Here is a 16,806-nt window from a genome sequence, read left to right on the forward strand (position 1 = left end):
CCTCACTTCAGATCGGCAGGGATGAATTTCGCCGCCTCGACGGTAATGTCGGGCTTGGGGAACGTATCCGGATAGAGATAATGCGCGGCTTCGCGCAGCACCATCTCGCGGGCGATGGGGCCGTGGGCCTCGACCCAGTGATCGCCGACATAATAGACGCGCTTGTTCTTCACCGCCGACAGCATCTGCCAGATCGGGTTGTTCTCATGCGGCCGGTCCGGGCCGTAGTCATAGACGAAGATGACCTCCGGATCCTTCTCCAGCATCGTCTCGAGACTCATCTCGAGCCCGAAATTGTCCGGGATATGCGGCGTCGGATTGTGGCCGGCGATGTTGTCGCCGCCAAGCGCGGTCAGGATCGCGGCGGTCATGTTCTCGGAATAGAAGGTCCAGGGCGCATCACCCGCCCACATGACCTGGAAACGCGGATGCACGTCCTTCGGCGCCTTGGCGGCGAAGTCGGCAATGTCCTTCTTGAATTGGGCGTTGAGCTCCTGGGCGCGCTCAGGCTTGCCGAGGATCGTGCCGAGCTGCGTGATGGTGCGGTCGCTGTCGCTGTAGAGCTCGAGATTGTAAGCGAGATAGGGCGCGATCTTCTGATACTGGGTGGCGTTGCCCTCGGTGTAGCGGCGGATCGCGATCGTCACATCGGGCTTCGCTTCAGCAAGGAGCTCCAGATTGGGCTGGGCGCGCTGGCCGATCTGCTTCATGTCCTTGGTGTGGCCGGCGAGGAAATCGGGCTCGCGGCCCTGGACCATGTAGGTTGTCGCCACCGGCTTCACCCCCAGCGCCAGAGCGGCATCGGTAGCGAAATAAGACACCGAGGCGATCCGTTGCGGTTTGGCCGGCACTTCGACCGCCACTCCGCGGTCGTCGACGACGCCGAGCTTCTTCGCCTCTTGCCCCAGTGCAGAACCGGCAAGGACCAAGCCCATGATTGCCGCTACGCCATAAATCCCCAAAGATTTCAGCATGATCGAGCCCCCCAAATTGATAGGCGGCTCACCCCTACAAAACCCGAGTAATTTAATCAAGTATTATGCGGAAAGAAGCCTGGAAAGCTTCTGCTGAATAGGTCCGGCGCAGAGACAGGATCTGTCAGGAGGTTGGACGGCCGAACAGCGCATTATAAAGCTTGCGGTCGCGGCCATAGACGTCGGGCCGGAACTCGATCATGCCGGCATCACCCTTGAAGGCAGTGCCATAGATCAGATGCACCGGAATATGGTCGACGATCATCGCCCGCGTGGTCTTGCCGCCGGCCCAGGTCGTGTTCATCCGTTCCTTCGACCAGTCCTTGAGATCGGGCACCAGCGCATAAGCGAGATCGACGGGCCGCGACAGGCGGATGCAGCCATGGCTGAAGGCCCGCGCCGTCTGCAGGAACTTGTCCTTCGACGGCGTGTCGTGAAGATAGATATTGTGCTTGTTGGGCATCATGAACTTCACCTTGCCCAGGGCATTCTTCGGTCCGGGCTTCTGGCGGAAGGTGAAGGGGAAATTGCCCGGCCCATAGGAATACCAGTCGATGCTGCCCCAGGAGGCGAGCTTGCCGCCGATGAAGACCTCGAAATCCCCTGCATAGGCATAAGGATTGGCGCGCAGGCGCGGCAACATCTCCTTGGTGGCGATGCTGTAGGGCACCGTCCAGGTCGGGTTGAACTCTATGTATTCGAGCTCGTCGGAGAATTCCGGCGTCTGCGTCGCGGGCGCGCCCACCACCGTGTTCATGCGGTCGATGATGGTGTTGGATTTGATACGCTGCAATTCGAAGGACGCGATATTGACGAGGAAATGATACTCGCCCAGATCCTCCGGCATCCAGCGCCAGCGCTCCATATTGAGCATGATCTGACGCACCCGTTCCTCGACCGGCACATTCATGGCGATGATGGTCTGCTTGCCGATGAGGCCCTTGGCCTCGAGACCGTGGCGCGACTGGAAGCGTTTGACCGCAATGGCGAGCTGCTCGTCATAGAGATCGGGCTCCCCCGATGCCTGCCACTCATAATCCCCCGTGGCGGCGAGCAATTTGCGTACTGAGCCGACGCGTGCATCACGCATACCGGGCTTCAGGCTGACGCCCGGATCGACCGTGCCCCAGCCGCCCTGCGCCACACGCTCGCGATACTGCACCAGCAGCTTCTTGAGCGCCTGATATTGCGGGTTCTTCGGCTCGAAGACATCGAGGTAGCGGGTCGGCTCGCGATTCTTGCTCATGTCGGTCAGGATGCGCAGCACATCGACCGTCTTGCGGTTGCGGAACAGCCGCGGATCGACCTTCTGCGGAATGACACGGCCGGTCTTGAGATCCGCCGCATAGGCGACGAAGAAGGCCGAGAAATAGAGCTCGGCCCTGGCCGCGCTCATCGGATCATTGGCATCGATCCCATCGCGCAGATCGATCAGCGTGTCGATCGGATAGTCGTCCGGATTGAGGCCGTCATCCTCGGCATCGACAAGTCGCTGGATGAAAGGCGTCATGCGGCCGCTGCCGACCCAATAGATAGTGCCGCCATTATCGACATAATGCGCCTTGAGCGCCGGCCGGATGCGCTCGAGCGGCAGCTCGAGACGGCCGGGACTGTCGAGGAACAGCGCGATCGACGACGTCATGTCGCCGAAGGACGGGCCGGACGCGCGGTCGCCCTTACCAGCGAAGGCTGGAGCCGACCCGAACAGCAGCAGAAGCACGGCCAGAAAGCCGAGATGGCGACGCAACAAGATCATAGGCAGGCCTCCGAACCGCATCGCATCATCTTCGGCAATCCGACTGATTCAAGCAATCACACATTCAAAAGCAGGTATTCCCGCTCCCATGAGCTGATGACGCGGCGATAATGCTGCATCTCCTCATGTTTCACATCCTGGAACGCCTCGACGAACTTGTCGCCCAGCACCTGCTTGAACGACTTGGTGTAGTTCAGCTTGTCGAGCGCCTCATCGAGGCTGATCGGCAGCGTGTGGGCGTAGCGATAGGCCGAGCCCTCGACCGGATCGGTGGGCTTCAGACGCTCGATCATGCCGAGATAGCCGCAAGCGAGCGAGGCCGCGAAAGCAAGATAAGGATTGGCGTCCGCCCCCGGCACGCGGTTCTCGACCCGCAGATTTGCCGGATCGGAGGACGGCACACGCAACGAGACGGTGCGGTTGTCGATGGCCCAGTGGACATTGGTCGGCGCATCCGATTCAGGCACAAGCCGCCGGTAGGAATTGACATTGGGGGCGGCGAGCGGAAGGGCTGCCGCCAGATAACGCTGCAGGCCGGCAATGTGGCTGAGGAACAATTTCGACGGCTTGCCGTCCTTGCCGGCGAAGACATTCCTGCCGGTCTTCACATCCAACACCGATTGATGGATATGCATCGACGAGCCCGGCTCGTTCTCATGCGGCTTCGCCATAAAGGTCGCATACATGTCGTGCTTGAGGGCCGCCTGGCGCACCGTGCGCTTGAACAGGAAGACCTGGTCGGCGAGCTCGAGCGGATCGCCGTGGTTGAAGTTGATCTCGAGCTGCGCCGGGCCGCTTTCGTGGCTCAGCGTGTCGACATCGAGCTCCTGCGCCTCGCAGAAATCATAGATGTCCTCGACGATCGGATCGAAGTCGTTGGCGGCGTCGATGCCATAGGCCTGGCCACCGGCTTCCTTGCGGCCCGACCGGCCCACCGCCGCCTCGAGCGGATAATCGGGATCGATATTACGTTTGACGAGATAGAATTCGAGCTCCGGCGCAATGATCGGCCGCCAGCCCTTCTCCTTATAGAGTGCCAGCACGCGCTTCAGCACATGGCGCGGCGAGATATCGACCGGATCATCATTGAGATGGAAGGCGTCGCAGATGACCTGAGCGGTCGGCTCGCTGTACCAGGGCACCAGTCGAATGGTGTTGAAGTCGGGCTGCAGATAGATGTCGATCGCGGCGTCGCTGACCGCCGAGGTTTCCCACACATAACGGCCATTGATGGTGAGGGTGAAAACTTCCTCCGGTATGCGGAGGCCACGCGATTTGTTGCCCTTCAAAAATTTCGAGGGAGGCAGGATCTTCCCCCGGGCCGTTCCGGACATATCGGCCACCAAACATTCAACTTCACTGATCCGGCGTTCGGTAATCCATTCCTCAAATTTCGCTTGCGACATGATACCCTGTGAAATCGTTACGACGGCTCACCTTACCCGGCCTTCTTGACGGAGGAAACAGGGCTTGGCATTGGTCATGGATCATGCCGGCTTCCATCGACGCGCAATCTTATTACCAGGCTTCCGCCCACCCCTTCCCCCCACAATCCCAGCTGAACGGTGACGTTACGGCCGATATCTGCGTGGTCGGGGCTGGATTTACCGGCCTTTCCGCTGCTTTGGAGCTGGCCCAGGCCGGTTTCAAGGTCGTGGTCCTGGAGGCCCGCCAGGTGGGTTATGGGGCCTCAGGGCGCAATGGCGGACAGATCTGCACCGGCTTTTCCCCCGGACAGCAGCGCATCGAGGCGCAGCTCGGCAAGGACGATGCCCGCAAATGCTTCGATATCGCCGAGGAAGCCAAGCGGCTGATCGTCGATCGCATCGCCAAATACAAGATCGATTGCGACCTCAAATGGGGCTATCTGCACGCCATTCCGAAGCCCACGCAATTCGACTCTCTCAAAGAGTGGAAAGAGGAATGGGACGCACTCGGCTATACCGACACAAAAGTCCTGGACAAGGCCGAGCTCGAGGACCGGCTCGGCACCAGGATCTATCATGGCGCCCTGCGGGAAGGCGGCGCCGGCCATTTCCATCCGCTCAATTATTGCTTAGGGCTGGCCAAGGCCGCGATGGCAGCCGGCGCGCAGATCTTCGAGAATTCGGCTGTCGTCAATGTCGAGCCTGGCGCCACCGCGACGGTGCGCACAGACAAAGGCAACGTGCGCGCCAAATTCGTGATCCTCGGCTGCAACGCCTATATCGGCCGCATGATGCCCGAGCTCTATGGCCGCATCATGCCGGTGACGAGCTACATCATCGCCACCGAGCCATTGGGCGAGAACCGCGCCCGCTCACTCATCCGTGACAATGATGCGGTGGCGAACACCAACTTCATCGTCGACTATTTCCGTCTCACCAAAGACACGCGCCTCCTCTTCGGCGGACGCGCCAGCTATTCGACACTCGAGCCGCCTAATCTCGGCGCCTATATGCGCCCGCGCATGCTGTCGGTCTTCCCCGAGCTCAAGGACGTTAAGGTCGATCATGCCTGGGGCGGCTATATAGCCATCACCTCCAACCGCATTCCCGATTGTGGCCGCATCGGCTCGAACATCTATTATGCGCATGGCTATTCCGGCCAGGGCGTGGCGCTCGCCGGTATGTATGGCAAGCTGATGGCGGAAGCGATCCAGGGTCAGGCGTCGCGCTTCGATCTCCTGGGGCGCATAAAGCACCTGCCCTTCCCTGGCGGACCGATCCGCACGCCGCTTCTCGTCGCGGCGATGCTGTTCTACCGGATCCGCGACGCCTTGAGCTGAGGCTCCTCCGGCGCGTAATCGGCGGTAAGCCCGCGATAGACCTTGGGCAGCGGAAAAGCGAGATCGCCGCGTTTGCTCGTCTTCAATCCAAGCCCCACCAGCGCCTCGGCGAATTTCACCGCGGCGGCGACGCCATCGATGACCGGAATCTGCAGGCGATCCTGGATATATCTGGTGAGATCGGCCATGCCGGCGCACCCCAGCACGATCGCGCCCGAACTGTCCTCGGCGATGGCCGCTTCACATTCGGCGAGGATGCGGGCGCGTGCCATCGATGAAGGATCCTCGAGGGCGAGAACCGGGATGTCCACCGCGCGTACACGGCGGCAATGCTGCGTCATGCCGTAATTGCGAACCAGATGCTCGGCGATGATACGTGTGCGCTCGAGCGTGGTGACGACCGAGAAGCCGGTGGCAACGAAGCTCGCCGCATGCATCGCAGCTTCGGCGATGCCGAGCACGGGCGCGGCGGTGAACTCCCGCGCCGCGAGCAAGCCCGGATCACCGAAGCAGGCAATCACATAAGCATCGGCATCGGGATCGTCCCTGATCGCCTCGATCAGGCCGATGATGCTCATCGCCTCGTCATAATGACCTTCGATCGACGCGGCGCCCGATTTCGAGGTCGACGCCTCGATGCGGGTCGTCGGCGCCGCGACGAGGCGCGCCGCGTCGGCGATCGTCTCGGTCATGGTTTCGGTCGTGTTCGGATTGATCAGGCGTATGCGCATTTGTGAGGCTGTTCTTGTGAAATCAGGAAAGGCGGGCTTCGGCGGCGCGATGGCAACGAATGGTCATGGCGCCTAGATGCGAAGAGTCCGGCGCCGTCGTCCTGCACAGATCGGACGCCAATGGACAACGCGGATTGTAGGGGCAGCCGGGCGGCGGGCTGATCGGGCTCGGCAGATCGACGGCGACGGGAACACGATCGCGATCGGGATGCAGGAGATTAGGCACCGAGCTCAAGAGGAATTTCGTATAGGGATGTCGCGGACGATCGAAGATCTCCTCGACCGGCGCCTCCTCGACGATGCGGCCCAGATACATCACCGCCACGCGATCGGACACATGGCGCACCGCCGACAGATTGTGGCTGATGAACAGATAGGTGAGACCGAGTTCGCCCTGCAGATCGGCGAGCAGATTGAGGATCTGCGCCTGCACCGATACGTCGAGTGCCGAGGTCGGCTCGTCGCAGACGAGGAATTCGGGCTCGGCCGCCAAGGCGCGGGCAATCGAGATGCGCTGGCGCTGACCGCCCGAAAATTCATGCGGATAACGACCGGCATCGCGGCTGCCGAGCCCGACCGTGTCGAGCAGCCCATGCATGCGGCGCTCGGTTTCCTTGGCGCCGTCGCAGAGGCCCAGCTCACGGATCGGCTCAGCGATGATGTCGCCGACCCGCCAGCGCGGATTGAGGCTGGCAAATGGATCCTGGAAGATCATCTGCGTGCGCAGGCGGCCCTTGCGGCCGCGTCCGGCTGCGAAATTGAAAGTGCCGCCTGTCGGGGCCTGGAGGCCGACCACCATACGCGCGACCGTCGATTTGCCGCAGCCGGACTCGCCGACGATGGAGAAGGTCGTGCCGCGCGGGATCTGGAAGGAAATCCCGTCGACCGCCTTGACCATGCGCGACGGCTTGCCGAGCACTGTCCGGTCAAGCCAGGATTGTGGCAGGTGAAACCAGCAGGAGATGTCGGAGGCCGTGAGTGCCGGCTGTTCCTTAAGCGACATGGCTCACCTCCTCCCGATCGAGATGCCAGCAGGCGGCTTCACTCGTGCCGGCCGGCAGCAAAGGCGGCCGGTCACTGCGGCATTGCTCGTTCGCGTAGCGGCAGCGCGGATGAAAGGCGCAGCCCGATGGCATGGCGTTGAGGCGCGGCATGGCGCCGTCGATCTGCACCAGCCGCTCGCGGCGGTCGGTGAGGCTCGGGATCGAGCCGATGAGACCTTTGGTATAAGGATGGCGTGGCGCACGGATGATCGAAGCGACCGGCCCGATCTCGACGATGCGCCCGGCATACATCACGGCGACACGATCGGCGGTCTCGGCGATGACGCCCATATCGTGGGTGATCAGCATCATCGCGGTGCCGCGGTCGCGGCAGACGCGCTTCAGAAGTGCGGTGATCTGCGCCTGGATCGAGACGTCGAGGGCCGTGGTCGGCTCATCGGCGATGACAAGCTCCGGCTCGGCGCATAGCGCCAGAGCGATGACGACGCGCTGGCGCATGCCGCCTGAAAACTGATGCGGATATTGGGTGATACGCAGTTCCGGAGAGGGAATGCCGACTTCCTGCAGCAACTTGATCGCACGGTCGGCGGCTTCGGCACGCGACAAAGGCAGATGCACCCGCATGGTCTCGGTGAGTTGGTCGCCCACCGTCAGCAGCGGATTGAGCGAGGTCAACGGATCCTGGAAGATCGCGCCAATGGTGCGGCCGCGCAATTTCTGCATCTCGCGCCGAGGCAGATTGTCGATGCGCCGGCCGCAGACATGGATCTCACCCTCAGCGACGCGGCCGGAGGATTCGAGGAGACCGATGACCGCCGCCCCGGTGAGCGACTTGCCGGCGCCCGATTCACCGACGACGCCCAATATCTCACCGCGCCCGATGGTCAGATCGATGCCGCGGATTGCGGTCAGGACGCCGCGCCGCGTCGGGAACTCCACGACGAGCTTACGGATGTCGAGAACCGCGCCGGGTGCCTGGGCCGGCGCATGCGGTGAGATATGGACGGGGGCTATGGTCACGTTCAAGCGACTTCGAAAGGAGCGGCGCCGTCGCGGGAGACGACGCGGCCACGTTTCATCACTAGGCGGCGCGGACGGCAGGAGGCGACCGCCTCGGCCAGCGCCTCGCCATCGACGAGCATGAGATCGGCGATGTTGCCGGGCTTGAGGCCATAATCCTTGATGTCCATCACCTTGGCGCCGAGGGTCGTGACGACATCGAAGATGCGCCGGATATCGCGGTCGCGGCTCAGATAATTGCGCTCGCCCAGATACATCACGCGCTCCAGCATGTCGCCGGTGCCCCAGGGATGCCAACAGTCGCGGATTCCATCCGAACCCGAGCACACGGTGATCCCGGCATCGAGGGTACGGATCAAGGGCGGGCATGGCCAGCCTGAGGGTCCGGTCGTCATCACGGCGATGTCGTTCCTGGCGAGATCCTCCAGCATGCGGCCGACCACCAGGTAATCATTGTGGCCGAGGCAAAAAGCATGACTGATCGTGACCTTGCCGGTGAGGCCATGCGCCTTGGTGCGCTCGACGATCATGCCCATGGTGAAGAGACCGAGCTCGCCTGGCTCATGCAGATGGATGTCGAGCGGCTTGCCGTGCTTGACGGCGAGCGCGAAGATCGCATCGAGCTGCCCCTTGGGATCCTTGTCCATCGAGGACGGATCGAGGCCGCCCACCACTTCGGCACCCATCGCCAAAGCCTCGTCCATGAGCTTCGCCGTGCCCGGCCGGATCATCATGCCGGATTGCGGGAAGGCGACGATCTCGATGTCGATAAACTCCTTGTATTTCTCGCGCGTCGCCATGACGCCTTCGACACCCTTGAGGCCATGGACCGTGTCGATATCGACATGGCTGCGGATATGGGTGGTGCCGCGGGCGACCGAGATCGCCACCTGGCGGGCCGACTGGCGGGCCGGATCGAGGCCGAGCTTGGTCTTCATCTCGCGCTCATTGGTGATCTTGTCGATGAGCGTGTAGCCGACATCATTGACGTTCCACTTCATGCCGAAGAGTGTCTTGTCGAGATGGGTATGGGCTTCGATGAGACCCGGCAGCAGGATGGCGCCGGCGCCGTCGATCACCTCCGCCCCTGCGCCACCAGCCGCCGCGCCGATCGCCGAGATGCGGTCGCCGCTGATGGTGATGTCGGTCTGGGCCTCCGCCCAGGGACGGACATTCTTGATGATGGTGGTCTTGGTCACGGAAGCACCTTTCGCGAGATCATTGAAGCTTGGGGTTGAGAGCGTCGCGCAGCCAGTCGCCGAGAAGATTGACCGCGAGGATGATGAGACCGAGCTGGAAGGCCGGGAACAGCACCACCCACCAGCTGCCGGAGAAGAAATACTGATTGCCGATGCGGATCAGCGTGCCGAGCGAAGGCTGGGTGACCGGCATGCCGACGCCCAGGAAAGACAAGGTCGCCTCGGCCAGGATGGCGAGGCCGAGATTGAGCGTCGCCGTCACCAGGACCGGTGTCATCACATTGGGCAATATATGGGTGAGTAGGATACGCGTGGTGCGCACTTCGAGAATCTTGGCGGCCAGCACATATTCCTTGCGCGCCTCGACCATGGCGGACGCCCTGACGATACGCGCATATTGCACCCAGGAAGTGATGGCGATCGACGCCATCAGGATCAAGGGCGCGAAGCTGTCGCGCAAGTTCACCGGCAGCAGCTCGCGGAATAACGCGCTGACCAGGATCGCCACCAGCAAGGTCGGGATCGACAGGACGAAATCGCCGACCCGCATCAGGATATTGTCGACATGGCCGCCGGCGAAGCCGCAGATGAGGCCGACACTGATGCCGATAGCCATCGAGGCCATGACACTGGCAAAACCGATCAGCAGCGAGATGCGTGAGCCATAGAGGATCGCCGAGAGGACGTCCCTGCCCTGCACGTCGGTGCCGAGCAAATAGGGCGCCTCGCCGCCTTCCACCCAGATCGGCGGCAATTCCGCCTTGTCGAGGAAAAGCTGGGTCAGGTCATAGGGATTCTGCACCGCGATCACCGGCGCCAGAATGGCGGTCAGCGCGACGATGAGGAGGATCAAAGCGGATATCATCGCCATCGGCGAGCCGCGGAAGCTGTAAGCGAGATCGCTGTCCCAGGCCTCGCTCAGGCGCTGGCGCCACTGTGTCATCCGGCCCACTGGGGCGGCTTCGTCAATGTGCATGATACCCTCGCGCGACGCCGGCCTGCCGCAATCTCGGATCGACCCACAGATAGATCAGATCGACGATGGTGTTGATGGTGACGAAGATCGCCGACACGATCATCAGATAGGCGGCCATCACCGGCATATCGATGAACATCACCGCCTGCACGAAGAGCTGGCCCATACCCGGCCACTGGAACACCGTCTCGGTGACGAGCGCGAAAGCGATGAGGTCGCCGATCATCATGCCGGTCATGGTGACGACTGGCATCAGGCAGTTCCTGAGCGCATGACGGAAATGCACGAGCCGGTTGGGCAGGCCGCGGGCGCGCGCGAATTTGATGTAGTCGGCGCGCAGAACCTCGAGCATCTCGGCCGTCACCAGGCGCATGATGAAGGAGATCTGGAACAGCGCCAGCGACATCGCCGGCATGATCAAGGCCTGGCGGCCGGATGGCGTCAAGAGCCCGGTCGTCCAGCTGCCGAATTGCACAACCTCACCGCGTCCGAAAGCCGGCAGCCAGTTGAGTTGGACGGCGAACACCAGGATGAGAAGGATGCCGATGACGAAGGACGGGATGGATACGCCGATCATCGAAAACATGGTGAGAAGGCGCGCCACCGGGCTGCCCTTGCGGATCGCCGCATAGACGCCGAGCGGGATGCCGATGCTCAAGGCGACGATGGTGGAGACGAGGACCAGCTCGAGCGTGGCCGGGAAACGCTCGGCGATCAGCGACATCACTTCCTGTTGATTTCGATAGGAGATGCCGAAATCGCCCTGCACCACACGCGTGATGAAGGTCACGAACTGCATGACGAAGTTCTGATCGAGGCCGAGACGGATGCGCAGCGCGTCACGCTCGGCCTGGCTCGCCTGCTCGTTGAGCATCAGCTGGACGGGGTCGCCCAGGAACTGGAAGATCATGAAGGCGACGAAGGCCACGGCGATCATCACCGCCACCGCATTGCCGACACGCTTGATCACCATCGAGATCATGGTCGCGGTCCTTTGCGAGCGCCGGGAATCGCGGTTAACGATTCCCGGCAGACTGACATCACTTGTTGAGGACGGTCAGCCAGTGGCGCGATTTGTTGTCGGAAAGTTGTACCACGCTCTTCACCTTGGGACCCAAGGCCCAGGCCATGGGCTGCTGGTGAAGCGGCAGGAAGTCGACATTCTGCTTGAGTTTCAGCAGCGCCTTCGATTGCAGCCCGAGACGCTTCTCGCGGTCGAGTTCCTTGCCGGCGGCGTCGATCAGCGCATCGACTTCGGCGTCTTTCCAGCCGCCCCAGTTGAACACACCCGAAGTGCCGGTCTTGGAATGGGCAACCTGGACCAGGATCGAATAGCTGTCGATCATCGGCTCATTGGCCCAGCCGAGAATGCCGACATCGAACTTGCCGCTCTCGAACTTGACGGTCTGGATGCTGGTCGGCGCCGTGTCGAGATTGGGCTTGAGCCCGATGCGCGACCACATGGCGGACACCGCCTGGCAGATCTCCTCCTCGTTCACATAGACATTGTTGTCGCAAACGAAGGTGAAGCTGAAGCCGTCCTTGTAGCCGGCCTCGGCGAGCAACGCCTTGGCCTTTTCGGGATCATAGCTCTGGCGCTCGTCGAGCTCGGGCACATAGCCCGGGATCGCCGGGGCGACCATCGAGCCCGTATTGCGCGACAGGCCACGCATAACCTTCTTCTGCAGCACGTCGATGTCGATGGCCCGATAGAGGGCTTCACGCACCTTCGCATCGTTGAACGGGTTCTTGTCGCCCGTATCCGACGCCATCAGCTTATTCGCGCGGTTGAACAGGAAGAACACGGTGCGCAATTCATTGCCGGCCAGCACCTGGATGCCGGGCGACTGCTTCAGGCGCGGAATGTCCTGCAGGGGCGCCTTTTCCACATAGTCGATCTGGCCCGACAGGAGGGCGGCGACAGCGGTCGCCGGCGAGGAGATCGGGGTGAAGACGATACGGTCGATATTGTGACGCGGTTTGTCCCACCAGTCCTTATTGACATCGAAGACCGTCTCGGAGTCGGGCTTACGCGAGACGACTTTGAACGGACCTGTGCCATTGGCATGGGTGGTCGCATAACCCTCGATGCCGGCGCCGACATCGGTCGGGGCCGTGGCATTGTTGGCGACCAGCCATTCCTTGTCGAAGATCAGGATATTGGTGAGGTCGTTGAGGATCAGCGGGTAGTTCTCGGTGACCTTGATGTCGACGGTGTAGTCGTCGATCTTCTCGGCGCCCTGATAGGCCGGCAGGTTGCCGCGCAGCGGCGACTTCGGATCGCTGACGCGGGTGAGCGAGGCCAGAACGTCATCGGCGTTGAAGGCCGAGCCGTCATGGAACTTCACGCCCTGGCGCAAATGGAAACGGCGCACCGTCGGGGAGATATCCTCCCAGGACGTGGCGAGCGCCGGCTCGATCTTGAGCTGGTCGTCATAACGCACCAGCCCCTCATAGACATGGTTCAGCGTCGAGATGGTGAAGGTGCTGCCATAGGAATAGGGGTCGAGCGAGTCGATATCGCGCGATGCGCCCCAGCGCAGCTCCGCCGCCGTCGCCGCGGCCGCCAAGGGCAGCATCAGCGCCGCCGCGAGGCCAATGCCAGGCAAAGACAGCTTGGTGAGTGATTTCATTGAGCTCCTCCTCTTCGGATCGTTTCCATCCGGCAGCAGCCCGTGACTGGCCGACACATCAGCGGCCATGCCTGCCCTGCCCGTCGCGGCGTTCTGTGCGCCGCTTGATCCGCCTCCTGAGGAGGTCGGAGATATTCGCATACACTATCAGATCAAAACTGTATACATTAATTTTAAGATAGTGTAGACAATAGCTATCGACAGGGTGAGGCAGTATCGTGATTGGCAGACATGATTCGCCGAAAGACAGATCACACCGACATCGCCGAGGGACCGGGGCCGAAGAGGAAACGGGCCAGCCGCGCGGGCAATCTCGCCGAGCATGTCTACACATCCCTCAGACGCGCGATCATCGAGCAGGCGCTGGCGCCCGGCACCAAATTGCCGGAGGATTCGGTGGGGACGAGTTTCGGCGTCAGCCGAACGGTGGTGCGCAGCGCCATCGTCCGGCTGGTGGCCGAGGGCCTGGTGGTCCAGCAGCCGAATATGCGCGCCACCGTGGCCTCGCCCAGCCTCGAGGAAGCGCGGGCCATCTTCCGGGTCCGGCGCGGTCTCGAGCGTATGGTGCTGGAAGAGCTCATGTCCAGGCTCGAGCCTTCGCATTTCGCCAAATTGCGCGCCCATGTGACGAGCGAAGAAAAAGCCAAGCGGCATGCCGAGCCCGAATCGATCCGGCTGTCGGGCGAGTTCCATCTGCTTCTGGCGCAGTTCACCGGCAACGAGTTGCTGATCCGCTTCGTCAGCGAAGTGGTTTCCCGCGGCTCGCTGATCCTCGCCCTTTATGGCCGGCCGCATTCGTCGGAATGCGCGGTGAACGAGCATCTGGCACTGATCGAGGCGCTCGAGCACGGCGATCTCACGGAAGCGGCGCGCCTGATGGACGAGCATCTGGTCGCGGTGGCGACGCGCGGCCTGCTCGATACCGACATCAAGCGCGAGCGCAGCCTGCAGGACATTCTTTCCGCTTATCGTCCGGCTGGCGAGGCTTGATCTTCTGGGCCATCGGCTGGCCCTTCCTCGCCCTCTCATCAGATCCGGGATGCATCAGCCATGAGCGGTAATACCAGCTTCGATTTCGGCACTTTGTCGGAACGGGAGAAATACAAGCTGCTGATCGGCGCCGTGGTGCCGCGTCCGATCGCTCTGGTGACGACGGTCGACACGCAAGGACGGGCCAATGCCGCTCCCTTCAGCTTCTTCAACTGCCTCTCCGCCGAGCCCGCAATATTGGCGCTCGGCGTCGAGAACCGGCACCAGGATCTCGCCTTCAAGGACACGTCGCGCAATATCCGCACCACCGGCGTGTTCACCGTCAATATCGTCTCCGACAGCATTCTCGAAGCGATGAACGTCTGCGCCGTGCCCTTCGAGCCCGGCATCGATGAATTGCGCGAAGCCGGCCTCACCGCGGTCGCCGGCGACAAGGTCGCGAGCCCGCGCATCGCCGAATCGCCCGTCGCCTTCGAATGCCGGCAGCATGTGACGCTCGAGATCGGCGCCTCGCGCCAGATCGTGCTCGGCGAGGTGCTGGCGGCCCATATCCATTCGCCCCTCGTCAATGACCGCCTCCATATCGACCCTTATGGGCTCGACGCGATCGGGCGCATGGGTGGACATGGCTATGCGCGCACCCGCGACTATTTCGACCTTCCCACCATGACCGTTTCCGAATGGGAAGACGTCAAGCGCGCCGCCGCGGGCGGCGTGCGGAAAACCTCATCGAACTGAACAAGCCCAGGAATAACGATATGCGCAATCAGGGAAGAACCCTTTTGACCGCCGATTGGGTCGTCGGACATGCCGACGGCCATCATGTGCTCTATCGCAAGGGCGAAGTGGTCTTCGAGAACGGCGCGATCGTCTTTGTGGGCCATGGTTTTTCCGGCGAAGTCGCCCAGAGGCGTGATTATGGCCGCGCATTGCTCGCCCCGGGCTTCATCGATCTCGACGCCCTCTCCGATCTCGACACGACCATTCTCGCTTTCGACAATCACCCGTCCTGGCGCAAGGGTCGGACCTGGCCCAAATCCTATATGGAGGCCGGTCCCTATGAAATGTATTCGCCGGAAGAGCTCGTCTTCCAGAAGCGGCATGCCTTCGCGCGTCTGATCCGCAACGGCATCACCACCGCTTTGCCGATCGCTTCGCTCTATTATCGTGAATGGGGCGAGACCACGCATGAATTTGCCGGCGCCGCCCAGGCGGCGGAGGAACTGGGCCTCAGGGTCTATCTCGGGCCGGCCTACCGAACCGGCAATCCCTATGTCGTGGCGCCGGAGCATTTCGAGCTCCATTTCGATGAAGAGCGCGGGCTCAAAGGGCTCGATGAGGCGATCCAATTCTGCAAGACCTTCGAAGGCAAGGCTGACGGCCTTGTCCGCACCATGCTGGCGCCCGACCGGATCGAGACCTGCACGGCGCGCCTGCTCGAGCGCACCGCCGCCGCGGGCGATGACCTCGACGTGCCGGTCCGCCTTCATTGCGCACAAGGCGAGTTCGAGCGCGACACCGTGCGCCGCCTCCATGACAAGACGTCGATCGAATGGCTGGCGAGCCTCGGCTTCATGTCGGAACGCACCTTGCTGCCGCACGGCATCTTCGTCAGCCCGTCACGGCATATTCCGGGACCTGGCCGCGATCTCGATCTGGTGCGCGAGGCGGGCGCCGCCCTCGTCCATTGTCCGCTGGTCTCGGCGCGCTTCGGCGACGGCCTGGAAAGTTTCACCCGCTATCGGGCGCTGGGCCTGCGCATGGGGCTCGGAACCGACACGTCGCCGCCCGACATGCTGCTCAATCTGCAGGTCGGCCTGCTCGTCTCAAGGCTCATGGACCGGAACGTCACGACCTGCCGGGCCGAGCATTATTTCGATGCGGCGACGCTCGGCGGCGCCGACGCGCTGGGGCGGCCCGATCTCGGGCGGCTGGCGCCTGGCTGCCGCGCCGACATCGTCGTCTGGGATCTGGCGAGCCCCGATATCGGCCAGGTGATCGACCCGATCCAGACGCTGCTGATCAGCGCCACCGGCCGCGATGTGCGCAGCGTCGTCATCGACGGCCGTTTCGTCATGGAAGATCGCGACATCCCCGGCATGGATTTCGCCGCCGACGCGGAGCGGGCGCAGAAGCAGTTCGAAGGCCTGATCGGGCGTTATCCCGAACGCACCTACGGCCATCCGCGGGTGTCGGAGATCTTTTCAAGCGCCTATCCCGTCATCTCAGGCTCAACTTAACAGAAGGAGACTATCCATGCTGACCAGACCGATCCTCGCATTCGCGCTGCTCACTCTTATGCCGCTCAAGGCGAGCGCTGCCGAACTGCCGACGGCCCCCTATCTTCCGCTCGACATGGCGCTGAAAGCGGCCACCGCCGCCCTCGAAAAGTGCCAGGCCGATGGCCAGAAGGTAAGTGTCGCGGTCGTCGAGCGCAGCGGCGCCACCAAGATCCTGCTCAAGGCCGATGGCTCCGGCCCGCACACCGTCGCCAGCGCAACCGGGAAGGCGTTCACCTCGGCCAGCATGGGACGCGACACGTCGGGCCTGTCGGACTTCATCAAGGCGAATGGCGACGTCGAAGGCCTGCGCGACATGGATTCCCGCATGGTGATCCTCGCCGGTGGCCTGCCTATCCGCATCGGCGATGCGCTGGTGGGCGGTATCGGCGTCGGCGGCGCACCCTCCGGCAAAATCGACGAAGTCTGCGCCAAGGCGGGTGTAGAGGCCATAGGCGGCGCGCTGAAATAGCACGC

15 protein-coding genes are annotated in these 16,806 nt (G+C 62.5%); 5 read left to right on the forward strand and 10 right to left on the reverse strand.

Annotation, left to right across the window (positions count from 1 at the left end):
* Window positions 1-2: 2 nt before the first annotated feature.
* The 3 genes from JHL16_RS23560 to JHL16_RS23570 form a co-directional block, all read right to left on the reverse strand.
* Window positions 3-974, reverse strand: a complete 972-nt coding sequence (locus tag JHL16_RS23560) for an ABC transporter substrate-binding protein (RefSeq protein WP_200187361.1) — start codon at window positions 972-974, stop codon at window positions 3-5.
* A gap of 124 nt (window positions 975-1,098) precedes the next feature.
* Window positions 1,099-2,730, reverse strand: coding sequence for a L,D-transpeptidase family protein (locus JHL16_RS23565; RefSeq protein WP_200187362.1), 1,632 nt, complete (start codon window positions 2,728-2,730; stop codon window positions 1,099-1,101).
* A gap of 56 nt (window positions 2,731-2,786) precedes the next feature.
* On the reverse strand, window positions 2,787-4,064 hold the full coding sequence (locus JHL16_RS23570) for a glutamine synthetase family protein (protein ID WP_246771142.1): 1,278 nt from the start codon (window positions 4,062-4,064) through the stop codon (window positions 2,787-2,789).
* A gap of 155 nt (window positions 4,065-4,219) precedes the next feature.
* On the opposite strand from JHL16_RS23570, the gene JHL16_RS23575 reads away from it, so the two are divergent.
* A complete protein-coding gene (locus JHL16_RS23575) occupies window positions 4,220-5,497 on the forward strand; it encodes an NAD(P)/FAD-dependent oxidoreductase (protein ID WP_200187364.1) in 1,278 nt (425 codons plus the stop codon).
* Here JHL16_RS23575 and JHL16_RS23580 read toward each other — a convergent pair.
* Genes JHL16_RS23580 through JHL16_RS23610 form a run of 7 tightly spaced genes read right to left on the reverse strand, consistent with a single transcriptional unit; the run spans window position 5,470 to window position 13,060 of the window.
* The gene (locus JHL16_RS23580; RefSeq protein WP_200187365.1) at window positions 5,470-6,228 is read right to left on the reverse strand and encodes an aspartate/glutamate racemase family protein; all 759 of its coding nucleotides are present in this window, start codon (window positions 6,226-6,228) and stop codon (window positions 5,470-5,472) included. The two genes, JHL16_RS23575 and JHL16_RS23580, sit on opposite strands and share 28 nt — an antisense overlap.
* A 22-nt stretch (window positions 6,229-6,250) precedes the next feature.
* Window positions 6,251-7,231 (reverse strand): ABC transporter ATP-binding protein, encoded by a 981-nt coding sequence (locus JHL16_RS23585; RefSeq protein ID WP_200187366.1) that lies wholly within the window; start codon window positions 7,229-7,231, stop codon window positions 6,251-6,253.
* Window positions 7,221-8,252, reverse strand: coding sequence for an ABC transporter ATP-binding protein (locus JHL16_RS23590; RefSeq protein ID WP_348647270.1), 1,032 nt, complete (start codon window positions 8,250-8,252; stop codon window positions 7,221-7,223). Before JHL16_RS23590 ends, JHL16_RS23585 begins: the two co-directional genes overlap by 11 nt.
* Before the next feature lie 2 nt (window positions 8,253-8,254).
* Window positions 8,255-9,451, reverse strand: coding sequence for an amidohydrolase family protein (locus tag JHL16_RS23595; RefSeq protein ID WP_348647271.1), 1,197 nt, complete (start codon window positions 9,449-9,451; stop codon window positions 8,255-8,257).
* Between the two features lie 19 nt (window positions 9,452-9,470).
* A complete protein-coding gene (locus tag JHL16_RS23600; protein WP_246771264.1) occupies window positions 9,471-10,394 on the reverse strand; it encodes an ABC transporter permease in 924 nt (307 codons plus the stop codon).
* A gap of 22 nt (window positions 10,395-10,416) precedes the next feature.
* Window positions 10,417-11,409: an ABC transporter permease gene (locus JHL16_RS23605; RefSeq protein WP_200187368.1), complete on the reverse strand. Its 993-nt coding sequence runs from the start codon at window positions 11,407-11,409 to the stop codon at window positions 10,417-10,419.
* A 58-nt stretch (window positions 11,410-11,467) separates the two neighbouring features.
* Window positions 11,468-13,060 (reverse strand): ABC transporter substrate-binding protein, encoded by a 1,593-nt coding sequence (locus JHL16_RS23610; RefSeq protein WP_200187369.1) that lies wholly within the window; start codon window positions 13,058-13,060, stop codon window positions 11,468-11,470.
* 231 nt (window positions 13,061-13,291) lie between these two features.
* Here JHL16_RS23610 and JHL16_RS23615 point away from each other — a divergent pair, with 231 nt between their 5' ends.
* From JHL16_RS23615 to JHL16_RS23630, 4 genes are read left to right on the forward strand one after another with little or no spacing between them, the layout of a single operon-like run.
* On the forward strand, window positions 13,292-14,050 hold the full coding sequence (locus JHL16_RS23615; protein WP_200187370.1) for a GntR family transcriptional regulator: 759 nt from the start codon (window positions 13,292-13,294) through the stop codon (window positions 14,048-14,050).
* A gap of 60 nt (window positions 14,051-14,110) precedes the next feature.
* Window positions 14,111-14,788, forward strand: coding sequence for a flavin reductase family protein (locus JHL16_RS23620; protein ID WP_200187371.1), 678 nt, complete (start codon window positions 14,111-14,113; stop codon window positions 14,786-14,788).
* Window positions 14,789-14,808: 20 nt separating this feature from the next.
* Window positions 14,809-16,290 carry an amidohydrolase family protein gene (locus tag JHL16_RS23625; protein WP_200187372.1) on the forward strand — a complete coding sequence of 494 codons (1,482 nt, stop codon included), beginning with the start codon at window positions 14,809-14,811 and terminating at the stop codon, window positions 16,288-16,290.
* Window positions 16,291-16,306: 16 nt separating this feature from the next.
* A complete protein-coding gene (locus tag JHL16_RS23630) occupies window positions 16,307-16,801 on the forward strand; it encodes a GlcG/HbpS family heme-binding protein (protein ID WP_200187373.1) in 495 nt (164 codons plus the stop codon).
* Window positions 16,802-16,806 lie beyond the last annotated feature (5 nt).

It is taken from the genome of Taklimakanibacter albus (assembly GCF_016595235.1).
In the GTDB taxonomy this organism is placed as follows: Bacteria; Pseudomonadota; Alphaproteobacteria; order Rhizobiales; family Aestuariivirgaceae; genus Taklimakanibacter; species Taklimakanibacter albus.

Excerpts from the sequence above, each read along its gene's own strand:
- JHL16_RS23560 (WP_200187361.1), bottom strand. The coding sequence starts at position 974 with ATGCTGAAATCTTTGGGGATTTATGGCGTAGCGGCAATCATGGGCTTG.
- JHL16_RS23565 (WP_200187362.1), bottom strand. The coding sequence starts at position 2,730 with ATGATCTTGTTGCGTCGCCATCTCGGCTTTCTGGCCGTGCTTCTGCTG.
- JHL16_RS23570 (WP_246771142.1), bottom strand. The coding sequence starts at position 4,064 with ATGTCCGGAACGGCCCGGGGGAAGATCCTGCCTCCCTCGAAATTTTTG.
- JHL16_RS23575 (WP_200187364.1), top strand. The coding sequence starts at position 4,220 with ATGCCGGCTTCCATCGACGCGCAATCTTATTACCAGGCTTCCGCCCAC.
- JHL16_RS23580 (WP_200187365.1), bottom strand. The coding sequence starts at position 6,228 with ATGCGCATACGCCTGATCAATCCGAACACGACCGAAACCATGACCGAG.
- JHL16_RS23585 (WP_200187366.1), bottom strand. The coding sequence starts at position 7,231 with ATGTCGCTTAAGGAACAGCCGGCACTCACGGCCTCCGACATCTCCTGC.
- JHL16_RS23600 (WP_246771264.1), bottom strand. The coding sequence starts at position 10,394 with ATGACACAGTGGCGCCAGCGCCTGAGCGAGGCCTGGGACAGCGATCTC.
- JHL16_RS23605 (WP_200187368.1), bottom strand. The coding sequence starts at position 11,409 with ATGATCTCGATGGTGATCAAGCGTGTCGGCAATGCGGTGGCGGTGATG.
- JHL16_RS23610 (WP_200187369.1), bottom strand. The coding sequence starts at position 13,060 with ATGAAATCACTCACCAAGCTGTCTTTGCCTGGCATTGGCCTCGCGGCG.
- JHL16_RS23615 (WP_200187370.1), top strand. The coding sequence starts at position 13,292 with ATGATTCGCCGAAAGACAGATCACACCGACATCGCCGAGGGACCGGGG.
- JHL16_RS23620 (WP_200187371.1), top strand. The coding sequence starts at position 14,111 with ATGAGCGGTAATACCAGCTTCGATTTCGGCACTTTGTCGGAACGGGAG.
- JHL16_RS23625 (WP_200187372.1), top strand. The coding sequence starts at position 14,809 with ATGCGCAATCAGGGAAGAACCCTTTTGACCGCCGATTGGGTCGTCGGA.
- JHL16_RS23630 (WP_200187373.1), top strand. The coding sequence starts at position 16,307 with ATGCTGACCAGACCGATCCTCGCATTCGCGCTGCTCACTCTTATGCCG.